This window comes from Sphaerisporangium fuscum, assembly GCF_018531465.1.
Lineage (GTDB): Bacteria > Actinomycetota > Actinomycetes > Streptosporangiales > Streptosporangiaceae > Sphaerisporangium > Sphaerisporangium fuscum.
This window is the reverse complement of sequence record NZ_JAHDTF010000011.1, coordinates 95,983-109,468: the sequence shown is the minus strand read 5'-3', so window position 1 is coordinate 109,468 and position 13,486 is coordinate 95,983. Positions and strand designations below refer to the sequence as shown.

The window sequence follows — 13,486 nt, the reverse complement described above, 5'->3', positions numbered from 1 at the left end:
CGTCTGTGTTCGGTCGCCCGGTCACGGGCGGCCGTCCGCTTGTCGCCCGACGGGGAGGGTGGGAGTCCTTCCCGTGCCTGTGGACGGGTGGCCGCGGCTCCTGCATGCCCGCTGGACGGCGAGTCCCAGTGGTTCTCCAGGAGGTGCCGTGCCAAGCAATCCCCCGCCCGCCCGCTTATCCCGCACCCGCCGCATGGTGGTCGCCGGCGCCGCTCTGGCGGTGGCCTGCGCGATGAGCCCCGCCGTCCCGGCGTCCGCGGATCCGGGTCCCACGACGGGTTCGACCAGTAAGTGGAAGGCCACTCCGCTCACCGTCGCGAACCGCGTCCAGGGCGCGAAATCCCCGAGCGGCAAGCTGGCGAAAAGCGATCAATCGCTGTTGAAGTCGACGTCCACCAAGCCGGTGAACGTCGTCGTCAAACTCGACTACGACTCCCTCGCCGCCTACAAGGGCGGCCTCAAGGGCCTTCCGGGCACGAGCCCCCAGGTGACCGGCAAGAGCCTGGACGTGAACAGCGCGCCCGCGAAGCAGTACGAAAAGCACATCGAAGGCGTCGAGAACGCCTTCCTCGGCGAACTCGGCAAGCGCATCCCCGGCGCCAGGGCCGGCCAGAAGCTCCGCACCGTGTACGGCGGCATCGCGCTGACCCTGCCCGCCGACAAGGCCGCCGAGCTGCTGAAGCTGCCCGGCGTGGCGGCGGTGCAGGAGGACAGGCTCCAGCAGCCGCTCACCGATTCCAGCCCCGACTTCATCGGCGCCCCCGCGATCTACAGCAAGCTCGGCGGCAGCTCGTCCTCCGGCAAGGGCGTGATCTTCGGGAGCCTGGACAGCGGCGTCTGGCCCGAGCACCCGTCATTCAAGGACCCGGGTGATCTGCCCGCTCCCCCGGCCACCAAGGACGGCGCGCCGCGCGCCTGCGACTTCGGGGACAACCCGCTGACACCCGCCAACGACCCGTTCACCTGCAACGACAAGCTCATCGGCGGGCGGGCGTTCCTGGACACCTACAACGCCGTCATCGGCGGCGAGGTCTACACCAGCGCCCGCGACTCCAACGGGCACGGCACCCACACCGCCACCACCTCGGCCGGCGGCCCGGTCGCGGACGCCAACCCGCTCGGCATCAGCCGGGGACCGATCCACGGCATCGCCCCCGCGGCGGCCGTGTCGGTGTACAAGGTGTGCGGCGCGCAGGGCTGCTTCCAGTCCGACTCCGCCGCCGCCATCGGCCGGGCCATCCTCGACGGTGTCCGCGTGATCAACTTCTCCATCTCGGGCGGCGGCGACCCGTACAGCGACCCGGTGGAGCTGGCGTTCCTCGACGCGTACGCGGCGGGCGTCTTCGTCTCGGCGTCGGCGGGCAACTCCGGTCCGGGCGCGGGCACCACCGACCACCGCGGCCCGTGGGTCACGACCGTGGCGGCCTCGACCCAGACGCGGACCTACCGCTCGACGGTGACGCTCACCGGGAGCGGCGGGGCGACGGCCACCGTGTCGGGCGCCTCGATCACCCAGGGCGTCTCCTCGCCTCTCCCGGTCGTGTCGGCCGCGGCGGCTCCGTACTCGGACCCGCTGTGCACGACCCCGGCCCCGCCCGGGCTGTTCAGCGGCAAGATCGTGGTCTGCCAGCGCGGCGCGAACCGGGTGCTCAAGAGCTTCAACGTCAAGCAGGGCGGCGCCGCGGGCATGATCCTGTACAACGCCACGCCGCTCGACGTGATGACCGACAACCACTGGATCCCGACGGTCCACCTCGACCAGCCCGACAGCACGACCCTGCTGAACTTCCTGGCGGCCAACCCGGGCGCGACCGCGAAGTTCACCCAGGGCACCAAGACGACCTGGCAGGGCGACGTCATGACGTCGTTCTCCTCGCGGGGACCGGGCGGCGACTTCCTCAAGCCCGACGTCACCGCGCCCGGCCTGCACATCCTCGCCGGCCAGACCCCGACGCCGGAGTCGCCCCTGGAGGGCCCGCCGGGCAACCTCTACCAGGTGATCGCCGGTACGTCGATGTCGTCCCCGCACGTCGCCGGGGCGGGCGCGCTGCTGTTCGCGCTGCACCCGGACTGGACGCCGGGGCAGGTCAAGTCGGCGCTGGAGACCACGGCGAAGACCTCGGTCACCAAGCAGGACCGGGTCACCCCGGCCGACCCGTTCGACTACGGCGGCGGGCGCATCGACCTCACCCGGGCGGGAGACCCCGGCCTGACGCTGGACGAGTCCGCGGCGGACTACGCGGCCTCGGCCGCCGACCCGCTCGACCGGATCGACCTCAACCTGCCGTCGGTCAACGCGCCGGTCATGCCGGGCGCGATCACGGCCAAGCGGACGTTCACCAACGTGACCGGCAAGACGCTCGCCTACACGGCCTCCGGCACCGCGCCCAAGGGGGCCGCCGTGGCGGCGCTGCCGCCGGCGTTCACCGTCAAGCCGGGCAAGAGCGTCAAGCTCACCGTGGTGATCACCGCGCCGGACCTCCCGGAGGGCCAGTACTTCGGGGAGGTCGACCTGAAGCAGGTCGGCGGCGACCGCGACCTGCACCTCCCGGTGGCGTTCTACCGCCAGGAGGGCGCGGTGCCGATCGACCAGACCTGCGCCCCGAGCACGATCGCCAAGAACACCGGCGAGTCCACCTGCACCGTCACGGCGCAGAACACCACGCTCAAGGACACCGACGTCACCGCGCTCACGACGCTCGACCCCAGGCTGCGGCTCACCGGCGTGACCGGGGCCACCCAGGTCGGCTCGCAGATCGCGACGGTGAAGGCCACGCTGAAGGGCCGCCAGCCCGACAAGCCGAACATCGCCCCGGGCAGCGGCCCGGCGGGCTACATCCCGCTGGACGCCTTCGGCATCACCCCGACCCCCATCGGCGACGAGGACTCGGTCAACTTCAACGTCCCGGCGTTCGTCTTCGCGGGCAAGAGCTACACCAGGATCGGCGTCGTCTCCGACGGCTACAGCGTCGCCGGCGGCACCTCCGGCTCGGGTGACATCTCATTCACGCCGCAGAACCTCCCCGACCCGGCCCCGCCGAACAACGTGCTGGCGAGCTACTGGACCGACCTGGACGGCACCGGAGCGCCCGGCGTCTACGCCGGAACGCTCTCCGACGGGGTCTCCAGCTGGATCGTCCTGGAGTGGCGCGTCCACGTGTACGGCCAGACCGCGCTGAAGGTGTTCCAGCAGTGGATCGGCGTCAACGGCAGCGAGGACATCACCTACGCCTACGACCCGTCGAACCTCCCCGGTGACCCCGGCTCCGGCGGCCTGACCGTCGGCGCCGAGAACGCCGACGGCACCGCGGGCGGCCGCATCTCCGGCCCGCCGGCCGAGGACTACAGGATCAGCAGCACGCCCGGCGCCCCCGGCGGCACGCTGACCTACAGCCTCAAGGTCAAGGGCGTCGCGCCGGGCGTCGGCTCGGTGACCACCGCGACCTCGACCCCCGAGGTGAAGGGCGTCACCATCGAAGTGGACAAGATCACCGTCCAGTGACGGCCACGGCGGGGCCCGGTGCCGGGCACCGGGCCCCGCCCCATGCCCGCCGCCCGGCGGCTCGAGGGAATCAACGGTACGACCGGGCCGCCGGCGGGAGGTCAGCTCCTGGACGGGAACCCCGGGGGCATGCGCATCGGGCCGCCGTCCCGGGGGCCGCCGTTGACCAGGACGGTGGAGCCCGCCATGTAGGCGAACTCGTCGGTGGCGAGCGAGACCACCGCCCTGGCGATCTCCTCGGGAGTGGCCATCCGCTGCAGGGCGGAGACGTTCAGCGGCCCCCACGCCCGCTTGAACGCGGTCCACAGCGCGTCCGGCAGGCCCGCCGGCCGTACCAGCGGGGTGTCGGTCGTGCCGGGAGCGATCGCGTTGACGCGGATGCCCTTGGGGCCGTAGTCCATGGCGGCGACCTCGACGATGCCCTTGATCGCCTGCTTGCTCGCCGTGTAGGCGACGCCTCCCGGCCGGCGGGACTCCGACGTCGTACAGATGATCACTCCGCGCCCCGCCTTGAGCATGTGCGGCACCTCGTACCTGATGGACAGCAGCACCCCGCGCGCGTTGGTGTCCAGCACGTCCGTCCAGGTCTCCGGGGGCAGCTCGTGCAGCGGCGCGGACCTGAGGATGCCGGCGTTGTTGAACGCCACGTCCAGCCCGCCGAAGGTGGCCACCGTCTCGTCGACGAACCGCCGGACCTGCTCGGCGTCACGCACGTCCGCCCGGGTGTAACGCGCCGTGCCCCCGGCGGCGCGGATCTCCCGCTCGACCCGCTGCCCGTTCGGGACCCTGCGCCCGCAGAAGGCCACCTTCGCCCCCTCGGCCGCGAACGCCTTGGCGGTGGCCTCGCCGATGCCGGAGGTCGCGCCGGTGATCAGCACGACCTTCCCGGCGAACCGCCCGCGCGGCGGCGCGGCGGGCGGCGGGCTGGTGGGCGGCGAGGTGAGGAACGGCGGGACGGTCACGGCCCCGGCGAGCCCTGCCGCCCCGGCGGCCGCGGCGGCGAGCCCCATGAACGCCCGCCGCCCCCGCCTCGGCGCCCCGTCGCCACCGGTACGGCCACCGGCCGTCCCGGCGCCGGACGCCGCGGGCTCCACGGCCTCGTCTGGCGGGATCGCCTGCCCGTTCTCACCCTTGCGTTCTTCCGCGGCCATGTCGTCGCCCTTCCGTCCCGGCTGGAGGATTCGCCGTCGCCGATCCCGGCGACGGGCTCCAGCCTGTCCGGACGGACAGGCGCCCACCTCATTCCCCTGGCCGCACCACCGGCCTCGCGGACGACCTCCTCCTCCCGGGGGAGGTCGTCCGCCTCAGCCGTGGAGCGGCTTGGCGTAGCAGCGGCTGCCCTCGTGGAAGCGGTAGACGCCGAACTTGGCGCACGGCTCGTAGCCGCTGGACTCGTACAGGTTGACGGCCTCGGGCTGCCTGCTGCCGGTCTCCAGCACCATGCGGACGCGGCCGGCGGCCCGGGCGTCGTCCTCCAGCGCCGCCAGGATGCGCCGGGCCAGGCCGTTGCCGCGGGCCTGCTTGACCACGAACATGCGCTTGATCTCGGCGTCGCCGTCCGAGTACCCCATCTCGTCGGCCTCCCGGGCCCGCCAGCCCCCGGTGGCGAGCGGCGTGCCGTTCTCGTCGTAGGCGACCAGGTACAGGCCGTGCGGCGGCTCGAACATGGACGGGTCCAGCGGCGTCAGGTCGCCGTCGCTCTCGTAGCGCTCGGCGTACTCACGCTGCACCACGTCGTTGAGCTTGACCGCGTCCGGGTGATCGAACGAAACACGGCGGAGTTCCACTGCTGGAAGGCCTTTCTCTGAACCGATGACCATGTTTCGGGACGATATCGCCCCCTTTGTCGCTGTTCGAGGGGGCGGTCGACTGTCGGACCGTCACTGTAAGGTGCGGCGCGTGATCAAGTTACGGGGCCCGCGGCCGCTGCGGGCGGCGCTGGCGGTGGTCGTACTGCTGGGCGGGACCGCCGCCAGCTCGGCCGACGCGACCAAGGCGGTCGTGATCGCCTGCTCGATGCTCTCGGGCGGCGGTTCGATGTCGCTGTCCTGTGGCGACCTTGAACTCGAGGCGGAGATCCGCGCGCGGGCGCTCAAGCCCGACGAGGCCCGCGCGGCCGGCTGCGAGCCGATCACCTGGGACGACGGCTCGGACGGCGGCTCGAATATCACGGCGAACCCCCCGGAGATGATCGCGACGGGCGAGCCGGAGCCCACCTACTCTCCCCGCACGCCCGACCCGGCGGTGCGGGCCCGCGTCGACCGCGCGTGGGACCGCGTCGAGCGCTGGCTCGGCGCCCACGCCTCGGCGACGCTGCGCAAGCTGAAGTTCCCCGCCACGGCGCAGGACCTCGCCCGCTGGGAGGCCGAGCGCGGCCGCAGGCTCCCCGACGACCTGTACGCCTCCTACCTGCGGCACGACGGCGCCGACGGCAACCTCGGCGACGGCTTCCGGCTGCCGCCCGCCTACGGGCTGCTCGGCCTGTACGAGATCGACTACGTGAACCGGGAGAAGTGCGAAGATCTCGTGATGGACGGCGACCGTTCCGCCGCCGACCCGGCGAAGGGGAAATGGCACGGCAGCCTCCTCCCCTTCGGGGACTCCAGCCGGGGCCAGGAGCTGTTCGTCGACCCCCGCACGGGACGGGTGGGCGAGTCGGCCTGGGGCGAGAACCTCCGCTACGACGGGCCGATGGGCTGGCCGTCCTACGCCGCGCTGCTGGAGGCCCTGGCGGGCTCGCTGGAGGCCGGCACGCCGCTGCGCGACTGGTATCCCACGGTCACGGCCACGTGCGAGCTGCGCTGGTCGCCCAAGCCGACCGGCGCGCCGCCCGCGAACTGCGCCGGCGGCCCCCGCCCGGCCCCGGCTCCGACGCCCACGCCGGCTCCCGAGCCGACGGAGGAGGAGAAGCCGACACCGGAGGAGGCGCGCGCCACCGGATGCCGCCCCGCCCGCCGCCGTCCCGTCGTCCGGATGCCCGACCCGGCCGTGGCGGCACGGGTCGAGGCCACGTGGCGGCGCATCGAGGCCTGGCTGGCCCGCAGGGCGCCCGCCACCTACCGCACGCTGCGCGGCCCGGCGACCCCGCGGGCCATCGCCAGGGCCGAGGCGGCCATGGGCCTGACGTTCCCCGACGACCTGCGGGCGTCGTTGCTGCGCCACGACGGAGCCCCCCGCTGGGGAGGGTTCGGCCCGGCGCCGTTCTACGCGTACATGCCGGTCAAGGCGGTGTACTCGGACTGGAAGATGCTGTGCGGCATCGTCCTCGACGGGCCCGCCGATATGGCCGAGGGCTGGTGGGACGGCCACCTGATCCCGTTCGCCTCCGCGATCGACGGCGGGAACCTCTTCGTCGACTCCCGCACCGGGAAGACCGGCGAGTACTTCGACGAGGAGGGCCTGACGCTGGAGGGCGACGTCGTCTGGCCGTCGTACCTGGCCCTGCTGCGCGACACGGCGGAGTCCCTGCGGACCGGCCGCCCGATCAGGGGCTGGCGTCCCAGGGTGAAGAAGGGTGAGCTCGACTGGGTCCAGGCGAAACGACGCTGAGGCGGGCGCCTCGGCATCGGAGTCAGGGCACGACGACGCACTTGACGAACCCCGGGGGGCGGTCGCCGAAGTAGGCGAAACCGGTGTCGAGGTCGTCCAGCGTGACCTGGTGGGTGACGAGGGGTTCAAGGGTCAGCCGGCGTTCGGACATCAGGCGCAGGCCCTCGGCCATCGCCTCCATCAGGCGCCACCGCTGCGGGGTGAAGCCGTTGACGATGGTCACCCCCCGGTACCACAGCTCGACGTCGAGGTCGCGGCGGCCGTCGTGGTGGTACCCGGCGACGCACAGCAGGCCGTGCTCGGCGACCAGGCCGCCCGCCAGGCGCAGCCCGGCGGCGCTCCCCGAGAACTCCACCACCACGTCGAACCGTCCGCGCAGGTCCTGCCCGGCCTCCTCCGGGGTGAGGACGTCACCGGCCCCGAGCCGGGAGGCCAGCTCACGGGCGTGCGGCAGCGGGTCGACCCCGGTCAGGACGGCGGGGGCGCGGGCCGCGGCCACCTGCAGCGCCGTGAGGCCCATGAAGCCGAGGCCCACGACGGCGACCCGCCGTCCCGGCCGCAGGCCGCACCGGGACAGTGCCTCGACCACGCAGGCGACCGGCTCGCCGAGCGCCGCCGGCGCGGCGACGTTGCCGGGCACGGGGAGCAGCGCTCCGGCCTGGACGTTCACCGTGTCGGCGAACACCGGGGAGCCGAAGCCCGTGACGCGGTCCCCGGCGGACCAGCCGTACACGCCGGGCCCGGCCCGCACGATCTCGCCGCTCAGCTCGTGCCCGAGGCGCACGGGCTGGCCGCCGTCGTGGTCCCGCCACACGGGCAGCTCCGACACGCAGACGCCGGACGCCAGCACCCGTACCCGCACCTCCCCCGGCCCGGGAGGTGCGTCGGGGGCCTCGGCGACCTCCGACGTCCGCGCCGCGACGACCTGTGAGTACCGCATCCCTACTCCTCGCTCCGCACGGCGCGCCGGGCCAGTTCGACGGCCCCCCGCACGGGCGGCGCCCGCAGGACCGTGACGGGGACCCCGGGGAGCCGGGAGGCCAGCTCGTCCTCGACCACCTCGCGCAGCCGGGGCCGGTTCACGACGACCCCGCCCGCGGCGACCACGGCCGTACTGTCGGCGCCGCGCCGGGCCAGGCACACCACGAGCCGGGCGAGGGCCCTGCCTCCGTCCCTGATGACGCCCGCGGCGAGGCGCGACCCGCGTTCGGCGGCGTCGAAGACGACGGGGGCGTGCGCGCCCCAGGTCTCCACGCCCTGGTCCCAGCTCATCACCGCCGCGAGCTCGGCGAGGCCGGGGACGCCGAACGACCGCAGAAGCGCGCCTTCGAGCTCGTCGCCGCCCGCGCCCTCGTCCGCCCGCGCGAGCACCGCGCGGGCGGCGTCGCGGACGAGCGCGGAGCCGGACCCCTCGTCGCCCAGGACCCATCCCCAGCCTCCGGCCGACATGTACCGGCCGGTCTCGCGGTGCCTGCCGACGGCGACGGCGCCGGTGCCGGCGATCAGGCCGATGCCGCGGTCCAGACCGGCCGCCGGGACCAGCAGCTCGGCGTCGTTGACGACCGTCGCGGGGACGTCCATCCCGGCCGCCAGTTCGGCGGCCAGGTGGGCGCAGTGCTCCTCGGTCTCGCAGCCCTGCGCCCCGGCGACCAGGTGGAGGATCCGCTCGCCCTCCGGCACGAGGGGACGGACCCGTTCGGCCAGCCAGGCCGCCGCGTCGCGGAAGGCGCGCGTCTGCCACCCCGAGCTCGGCAGCGTGCGTTCGGCGACCGTCAGCCCGCTGCGCGGGTCGGCCAGCCGGATGTGCGTCTTGGTGCCGCCGACGTCGACGCCGGCCACCAGCCCTGTCATCCGACCGGCTCCTCGACCTTGGTGTCGGTGTTGTCGAAGACGAAGTCCTCGATCTCCACGCCGCGCACCGCGGCGAGCGAGCCCGCGAGCCGCTGCATCACCAGCGTCTGGAGCAGGGTTCGCACGGGCAGCGGGGCGTCGGCCGGGACCGGCACCACGTGCAGCGGGCCGCCGGGGCGGACGTCGGCGGAGGTGACGCACAGGGTGAGGTGGCCGGCGCCGGCGAGGCTGCGCGCCAGCTCCACCTCGCGGCCGTCCCCCACGACGACGTGCAGGGTGCGGCCCGCCGACTCCATCTCGCCGTGCAGGTAGGTGCGGGTGACGAGCGCGGACGACGGGAGGCGGCAGACCTCGCGGAGCAGCAGCGCGCCCGCCTCCGAGGCCGAGCGCGCCGCCCCCGAGGCCACGACGTCGGCGGCGACCACGTCTCCGGCGAGCCGGGCCACCTCGTCGACGACGGGGGCGAATGCGTCCTCGTGGCGCACCAGGGCGTCCCCGATGCCGGACCATTCGGCGGCCGCCTCGCCGGGGGTGCCGCCGAGCATGGTTCGGGCGAGCATCGCCAGCGCCATGAGGGTGGCGGTGTAGCCGATGGTGGAGGCGTAGCTGTCGGGCTCGTCCCCGAGGTCGACGCAGTGGGCGACCGAGCCGGCGAGCCGCGACGGGACGACGTTCACCACGGCGGCCCGCCGTTCGCGGGGGACCAGGGCGAGGGCGTCGATGGTCTCCGGGCTGCGTCCCGACTGGGAGACCCCGATCACCAGGTCGGCGCCGGCGAACTCGACGTCCGAGACGATCTCCCCGGCCATCTCGCGGCGTGCCGGGACGCCGCCCTCGGCCAGCATCCGCAGCGGTAAGGCGAGCGCGGCGTAGCTCGCCCCGATGCCGACGAAGACCGGCCGTGCGCAGGTGACCGGCGCGCCTCCCTCGGCGCGGAGGGCGGCGAGCCGCCCGGTCAGGTGGGCGGCGACGCGGTCGAGCGCCGCCGGCTGGGCCGCCCGGCCTTCGACGTAGGAGATCCTCGTTCCGGCCATCTCAGACTCTTCCCTTTCCTGGTTCGTGGGGTGGGGCGGACGCCGTACGGACGTGCGCGCCCTGCGTGCCAGACCACCGGTTCCGAATGAAGGCCACTACAGACCACAACAGGCCGCAAATCGCCCATATAGCGACAACTGGTAGTTGGTGACTTCTCGTGCCCCGGCGGGCGGCGCGGTCAGGCGGAGGTGCCGCCCCGGACGAAGGACGTGCGCAGGCGGTACCTGTCGCCCCGGTAGGTGATGGCCGAGACCAGCACCACGCGCCCGGTCGCGTCGACCATGGACTGGTGCATGACGAGGACCGGCTCTCCGGGCCGCAGGTCGAGGTGCGGGGCGATCTCGGCGGGGCACCCCCTGGCCTCGATCATCGACTCGGCGACGACGGGTTCCACGCCGGCCGCGGCCAGCTCCTCCAGCAGCGACGCGCGGGAGAAGTCGACGGAGGGGAGCCCCGGCGCGAGGTGGAGCGCCACCCGGGAGGCGTCGACCCCTATCGGCACGCCGTCCAGCATGCGGACGCGCTCCAGCGCGAACAGGTCGGTGCCCGCGACCACGCCGAACTCGTCGGCCTCGTCGAGCGACGCGGCCCTGACCTCTGCGCGGATGATCTCGGAGGTGGAGACCAGGCCCTTGCGGCGCGCCGTCTCGGTGAACGACTCCAGGGAGTTCGGCCACTCGCGGTCGGTGCGGGCCGCGACGTACCAGCCGCGTCCGTGCGAGGAGCGCAGGACCCCCGCCTCGACCAGGTGCTGGAGGGCGCGGCGCAGCGTCACGCGGCTGATGCCGAGCTGGGCGCACAGGTCGCGTTCGGCGGGCAGGCGCCGGCCGGTGGGAAGAGCACCCTCCCTCACGCGGCGCTCGATCACCTCGGCCGCCTGCACCCACAACGGCTCAGGGCTGTCGGAGGCGATGAGAGCCGCCTGAGGCACGATGTTCACCCTGTCCATGTCCTTCCCTGACCTCATCCGTCCGCCGGCGAACACAGCGTCCTCGTCCTGACCGATCCGCGCCCCCGGCCGTCATCCATCGCGATCCCCGGCCAAACGATCGAATGCCGCGTCGATGTCACCGTCGACGCGCTGACGCGACGGATCGGCGTCGAACCACTCCAGAATCTCACGCGCCCCCTGGGCGAAGGGCACCTGCGGCGAGAAATCCGGGACCATTCGTTTGATCTTCGAATTATCATAGATCACCGAGTGGCGGAAATCCTCGGTGAGCACCGGCCCCATCCACTCGATCACCCGCCCGATGTCCTCACTCGACCGGTGCACGATTCGGGGTTCGACGCCCGCCGCGCGTGCGAGCGAGAAATGAATCTCGTCCCAGGTGAGCAGTTCGTCGGAAGTGATATGCACGCTCTCCCCGATCCCGCGCCCGTTGACGACCAGCCCCGCGAGGCCGCGGGCGAAATCACGGGCGTGCAGGAGATTCCACATCGAGGTCCCGTCGCCGTGGACGACCACGGGTTTACCGGCCCGCCAGCGCGCGATGGTCGTCCAACCGGCGAGGTTCGGAATGACGGTCTCGTCGTAGACATGGGCCGCCCGCACGATCGTCATCGGGAAGTCCTCGTCGCGAAAGGCCTGTTCCAAGACCTCCTCGCACAACAGCTTTCGCGCGGGATATTCGAATCCGCTGTTCCGCCGGGCGGAGGACTCCACGATCGGCAGCGACGGAGCGGGCCGCGCGTACACCGATCCGGTCGAGATGAAGACGTACCGCGCCGTGCGGCCGCCGAACCGCGCCACGTCCGCCCGGACGTCCTGCGGGGTGTACCCGATGAAGTTCACCACCGCGTCGAAGGTCTCCTCGCCCAGCGCGGCGCGCGTCGCCGCGTCGTCATGGACGTCGGCGTGGAGCGCCCGCACGCCCTCGGGGAGGGGACGCAGCAGCGTCCTGCCCCTGGTGAGGACGGTCAGGTCGGCGTCCCGGGCGAGGAACTCCCGGACGCAGGCGGCGCTGAGCACGCCCGTGCCGCCGAGGAACAGCACTCTGGGCCGTCTCATAGCGGCTCCTGGCTCTCGACCGGGCGCCTTCCCGTCGCGAGCCCGCGTCCGACCAGGTGGTCGTAGCAGCGGCGCAGCAGCTCGTACATGTCCTGACGGGCACGGTCGGCCTCGACGATGTTCCACCGGACGGCCGGGTTGGCGCGGGCGGCCCCGTCGACGTCGACCACTCCCCCCTCGCCGAAGGGCAGCATGAAGTCGTCCATGCCGCGGGCCGGCCCGTCCTTGAGGTGGACGAATTCGAGGCGGTCGCCGAGGGAGGCCGCCAGCGGCGCCGGTTCGAGTCCCGCCGTGCGGGCCCAGTAGACGTCGAGTTCGAGGACGACCGCGGGGTCGAGCTCGCGCAGCAGGATGTCGTAGGCCCGCTCGCCGCCGAAGACGTTCTCGAACTCGGCGAAGTGGTTGTGGTAGGCGATCCGCATGCCCCGCCCGGCGGCGTTCGCCGCCCCCCGGTTGACCCGATCCGCCCCCTCGAGGATCCCGTCGAGGGTGGTGAACTCCTCCGGCTCCAGGCTCCAGACCAGCGTCGAGACGCCGAGTTCCCCGTACTCGTCGAGGATCGCCGCGGCCCCGTCTCCTGAGGGGAAGGGGGCGTGGGCGCTGCAGATGCCGAGGCCGAGCTCGTCGGCCACCCGCCGCACGACGGCCGGCGGATGGCCGTACAGGCTGATGGGCTCGACGGCGGCGTACCCGATCGCGGCGACGCGCCGCAGCACCCCGAGCAGGTCACGGGACGCCTCCTCGTGCAGGGACCACAGCTGCGCGGCGATCGGCGGGGGCCCGCCGGTCTCCTCGCGGTTCACGCCCCGCCTCCGATCGTCCGCCCGTTGCCGAGCGGCCAGCGCGTCGACCACGACGCGATCTCCTCGTCCGGGACGCCCGCGGCCCAGAGCGTCGCCTGCCGTACCAGCTGGCGGAAGCCGGGGTTGCCCCAGGCCCTGGCGTCGTGCCCGAGCGCGATGTAGCACACGCGCCCGGCGCCGTGCCGGCGCGCGTACGCGACCGGCTCGGTGCCGGCGCCCGCCTGCCGCTCGGCGAGGACCTCGACGTCCCCGGCGTACTCCAGGACGTAGAACTCGTCGTCGATCCCGAAGTCGTCCAGGTACCGGGTCACCGGATGCCCTTCCCGCACCTTCACCTCCAGGCGCCCCTCGGACAGGCCGTCGTCGCCGTGGGAGAGGAAGCGGGAGCCGACCAGCGCGAACGCCTCCCGGTCGGCCTCGATGCCGCCCTTCCCGAACCCGAAGAGGTTGCTCGCGTGCAGCGCCACCAGCCCCTTGCCGCCCGCCACCAGATCGGACAGGGCCTTCTGCTGGAGCGGGTCGAACCTGACGCCGGAGCGGTAGAGGACGTAGACGTCCGCCTCGGCGGTCGCCGGCATGGGGTCGGCGAAGCGGTCCGTCCCCACGGCCCGCGCCGCCGGGATGCCGGCCTCGACGACCATCTCCTGCAGCGCCAGCGCGGCGCCGATCAGGTCGTGGTGGATGTCGGTTCCGTCGACGACCACCATGGCCGCCGGTGAACTCCTCAACTTCATG

The 13,486-nt window shown here is 73.2% G+C and carries 11 protein-coding genes; 2 read left to right on the top strand and 9 right to left on the bottom strand.

The features are described from left to right. The first annotated feature begins 148 nt into the window (after positions 1 to 148). A complete protein-coding gene (locus tag KIK05_RS48105; RefSeq protein ID WP_308249912.1) occupies positions 149 to 3,502 on the top strand; it encodes a S8 family serine peptidase in 3,354 nt (1,117 codons plus the stop codon). Positions 3,503 to 3,603: 101 nt separating this feature from the next. On the opposite strand, the gene KIK05_RS14180 is transcribed toward KIK05_RS48105, so the two are convergent. Next, a complete protein-coding gene (locus KIK05_RS14180; protein WP_214411152.1) occupies positions 3,604 to 4,653 on the bottom strand; it encodes an SDR family NAD(P)-dependent oxidoreductase in 1,050 nt (349 codons plus the stop codon). Between the two features lie 153 nt (positions 4,654 to 4,806). Next, positions 4,807 to 5,322, bottom strand: coding sequence for a GNAT family N-acetyltransferase (locus KIK05_RS14175; RefSeq protein WP_214411151.1), 516 nt, complete (start codon positions 5,320 to 5,322; stop codon positions 4,807 to 4,809). Positions 5,323 to 5,401: 79 nt separating this feature from the next. Here KIK05_RS14175 and KIK05_RS14170 point away from each other — a divergent pair, with 79 nt between their 5' ends. Beyond that, entirely contained in the window at positions 5,402 to 7,051 is a 1,650-nt protein-coding gene (locus tag KIK05_RS14170) for an SMI1/KNR4 family protein (protein ID WP_214411150.1), read from the top strand. A 22-nt stretch (positions 7,052 to 7,073) separates the two neighbouring features. Here KIK05_RS14170 and KIK05_RS14165 read toward each other — a convergent pair whose 3' ends face one another. The 7 genes from KIK05_RS14165 to KIK05_RS14135 form a co-directional block, all read right to left on the bottom strand. Further along, positions 7,074 to 7,991: an alcohol dehydrogenase catalytic domain-containing protein gene (locus KIK05_RS14165; RefSeq protein WP_214411149.1), complete on the bottom strand. Its 918-nt coding sequence runs from the start codon at positions 7,989 to 7,991 to the stop codon at positions 7,074 to 7,076. A 2-nt stretch (positions 7,992 to 7,993) separates the two neighbouring features. Continuing rightward, a complete protein-coding gene (locus KIK05_RS14160; RefSeq protein WP_214411148.1) occupies positions 7,994 to 8,902 on the bottom strand; it encodes an N-acetylglucosamine kinase in 909 nt (302 codons plus the stop codon). Next, positions 8,899 to 9,936, bottom strand: coding sequence for an SIS domain-containing protein (locus KIK05_RS14155; RefSeq protein ID WP_214411147.1), 1,038 nt, complete (start codon positions 9,934 to 9,936; stop codon positions 8,899 to 8,901). The genes KIK05_RS14160 and KIK05_RS14155 overlap by 4 nt, the downstream gene beginning before the upstream one ends. Positions 9,937 to 10,115: 179 nt before the next feature. Then, complete coding sequence (locus KIK05_RS14150) at positions 10,116 to 10,877, bottom strand: GntR family transcriptional regulator (protein WP_214411146.1); 762 nt, start codon at positions 10,875 to 10,877, stop codon at positions 10,116 to 10,118. A gap of 81 nt (positions 10,878 to 10,958) precedes the next feature. Beyond that, on the bottom strand, positions 10,959 to 11,948 hold the full coding sequence (locus tag KIK05_RS14145) for an NAD-dependent epimerase/dehydratase family protein (protein ID WP_214411145.1): 990 nt from the start codon (positions 11,946 to 11,948) through the stop codon (positions 10,959 to 10,961). Continuing rightward, complete coding sequence (locus tag KIK05_RS14140) at positions 11,945 to 12,751, bottom strand: sugar phosphate isomerase/epimerase family protein (RefSeq protein ID WP_214411144.1); 807 nt, start codon at positions 12,749 to 12,751, stop codon at positions 11,945 to 11,947. Before KIK05_RS14140 ends, KIK05_RS14145 begins: the two co-directional genes overlap by 4 nt. Next, positions 12,748 to 13,485: a ThuA domain-containing protein gene (locus tag KIK05_RS14135; protein ID WP_214411143.1), complete on the bottom strand. Its 738-nt coding sequence runs from the start codon at positions 13,483 to 13,485 to the stop codon at positions 12,748 to 12,750. Before KIK05_RS14135 ends, KIK05_RS14140 begins: the two co-directional genes overlap by 4 nt. Position 13,486: the final 1 nt, after the last annotated feature.

Bases quoted from the DNA above. Each gene is read 5' to 3' on its own strand.
- KIK05_RS14180 (WP_214411152.1), bottom strand. From the start codon at position 4,653: ATGGCCGCGGAAGAACGCAAGGGTGAGAACGGGCAGGCGATCCCGCCA.
- KIK05_RS14145 (WP_214411145.1), bottom strand. From the start codon at position 11,948: ATGAGACGGCCCAGAGTGCTGTTCCTCGGCGGCACGGGCGTGCTCAGC.
- KIK05_RS14155 (WP_214411147.1), bottom strand. From the start codon at position 9,936: ATGGCCGGAACGAGGATCTCCTACGTCGAAGGCCGGGCGGCCCAGCCG.
- KIK05_RS14175 (WP_214411151.1), bottom strand. From the start codon at position 5,322: ATGGTCATCGGTTCAGAGAAAGGCCTTCCAGCAGTGGAACTCCGCCGT.
- KIK05_RS14160 (WP_214411148.1), bottom strand. From the start codon at position 8,902: ATGACAGGGCTGGTGGCCGGCGTCGACGTCGGCGGCACCAAGACGCAC.
- KIK05_RS14165 (WP_214411149.1), bottom strand. From the start codon at position 7,991: ATGCGGTACTCACAGGTCGTCGCGGCGCGGACGTCGGAGGTCGCCGAG.
- KIK05_RS14135 (WP_214411143.1), bottom strand. From the start codon at position 13,485: ATGAAGTTGAGGAGTTCACCGGCGGCCATGGTGGTCGTCGACGGAACC.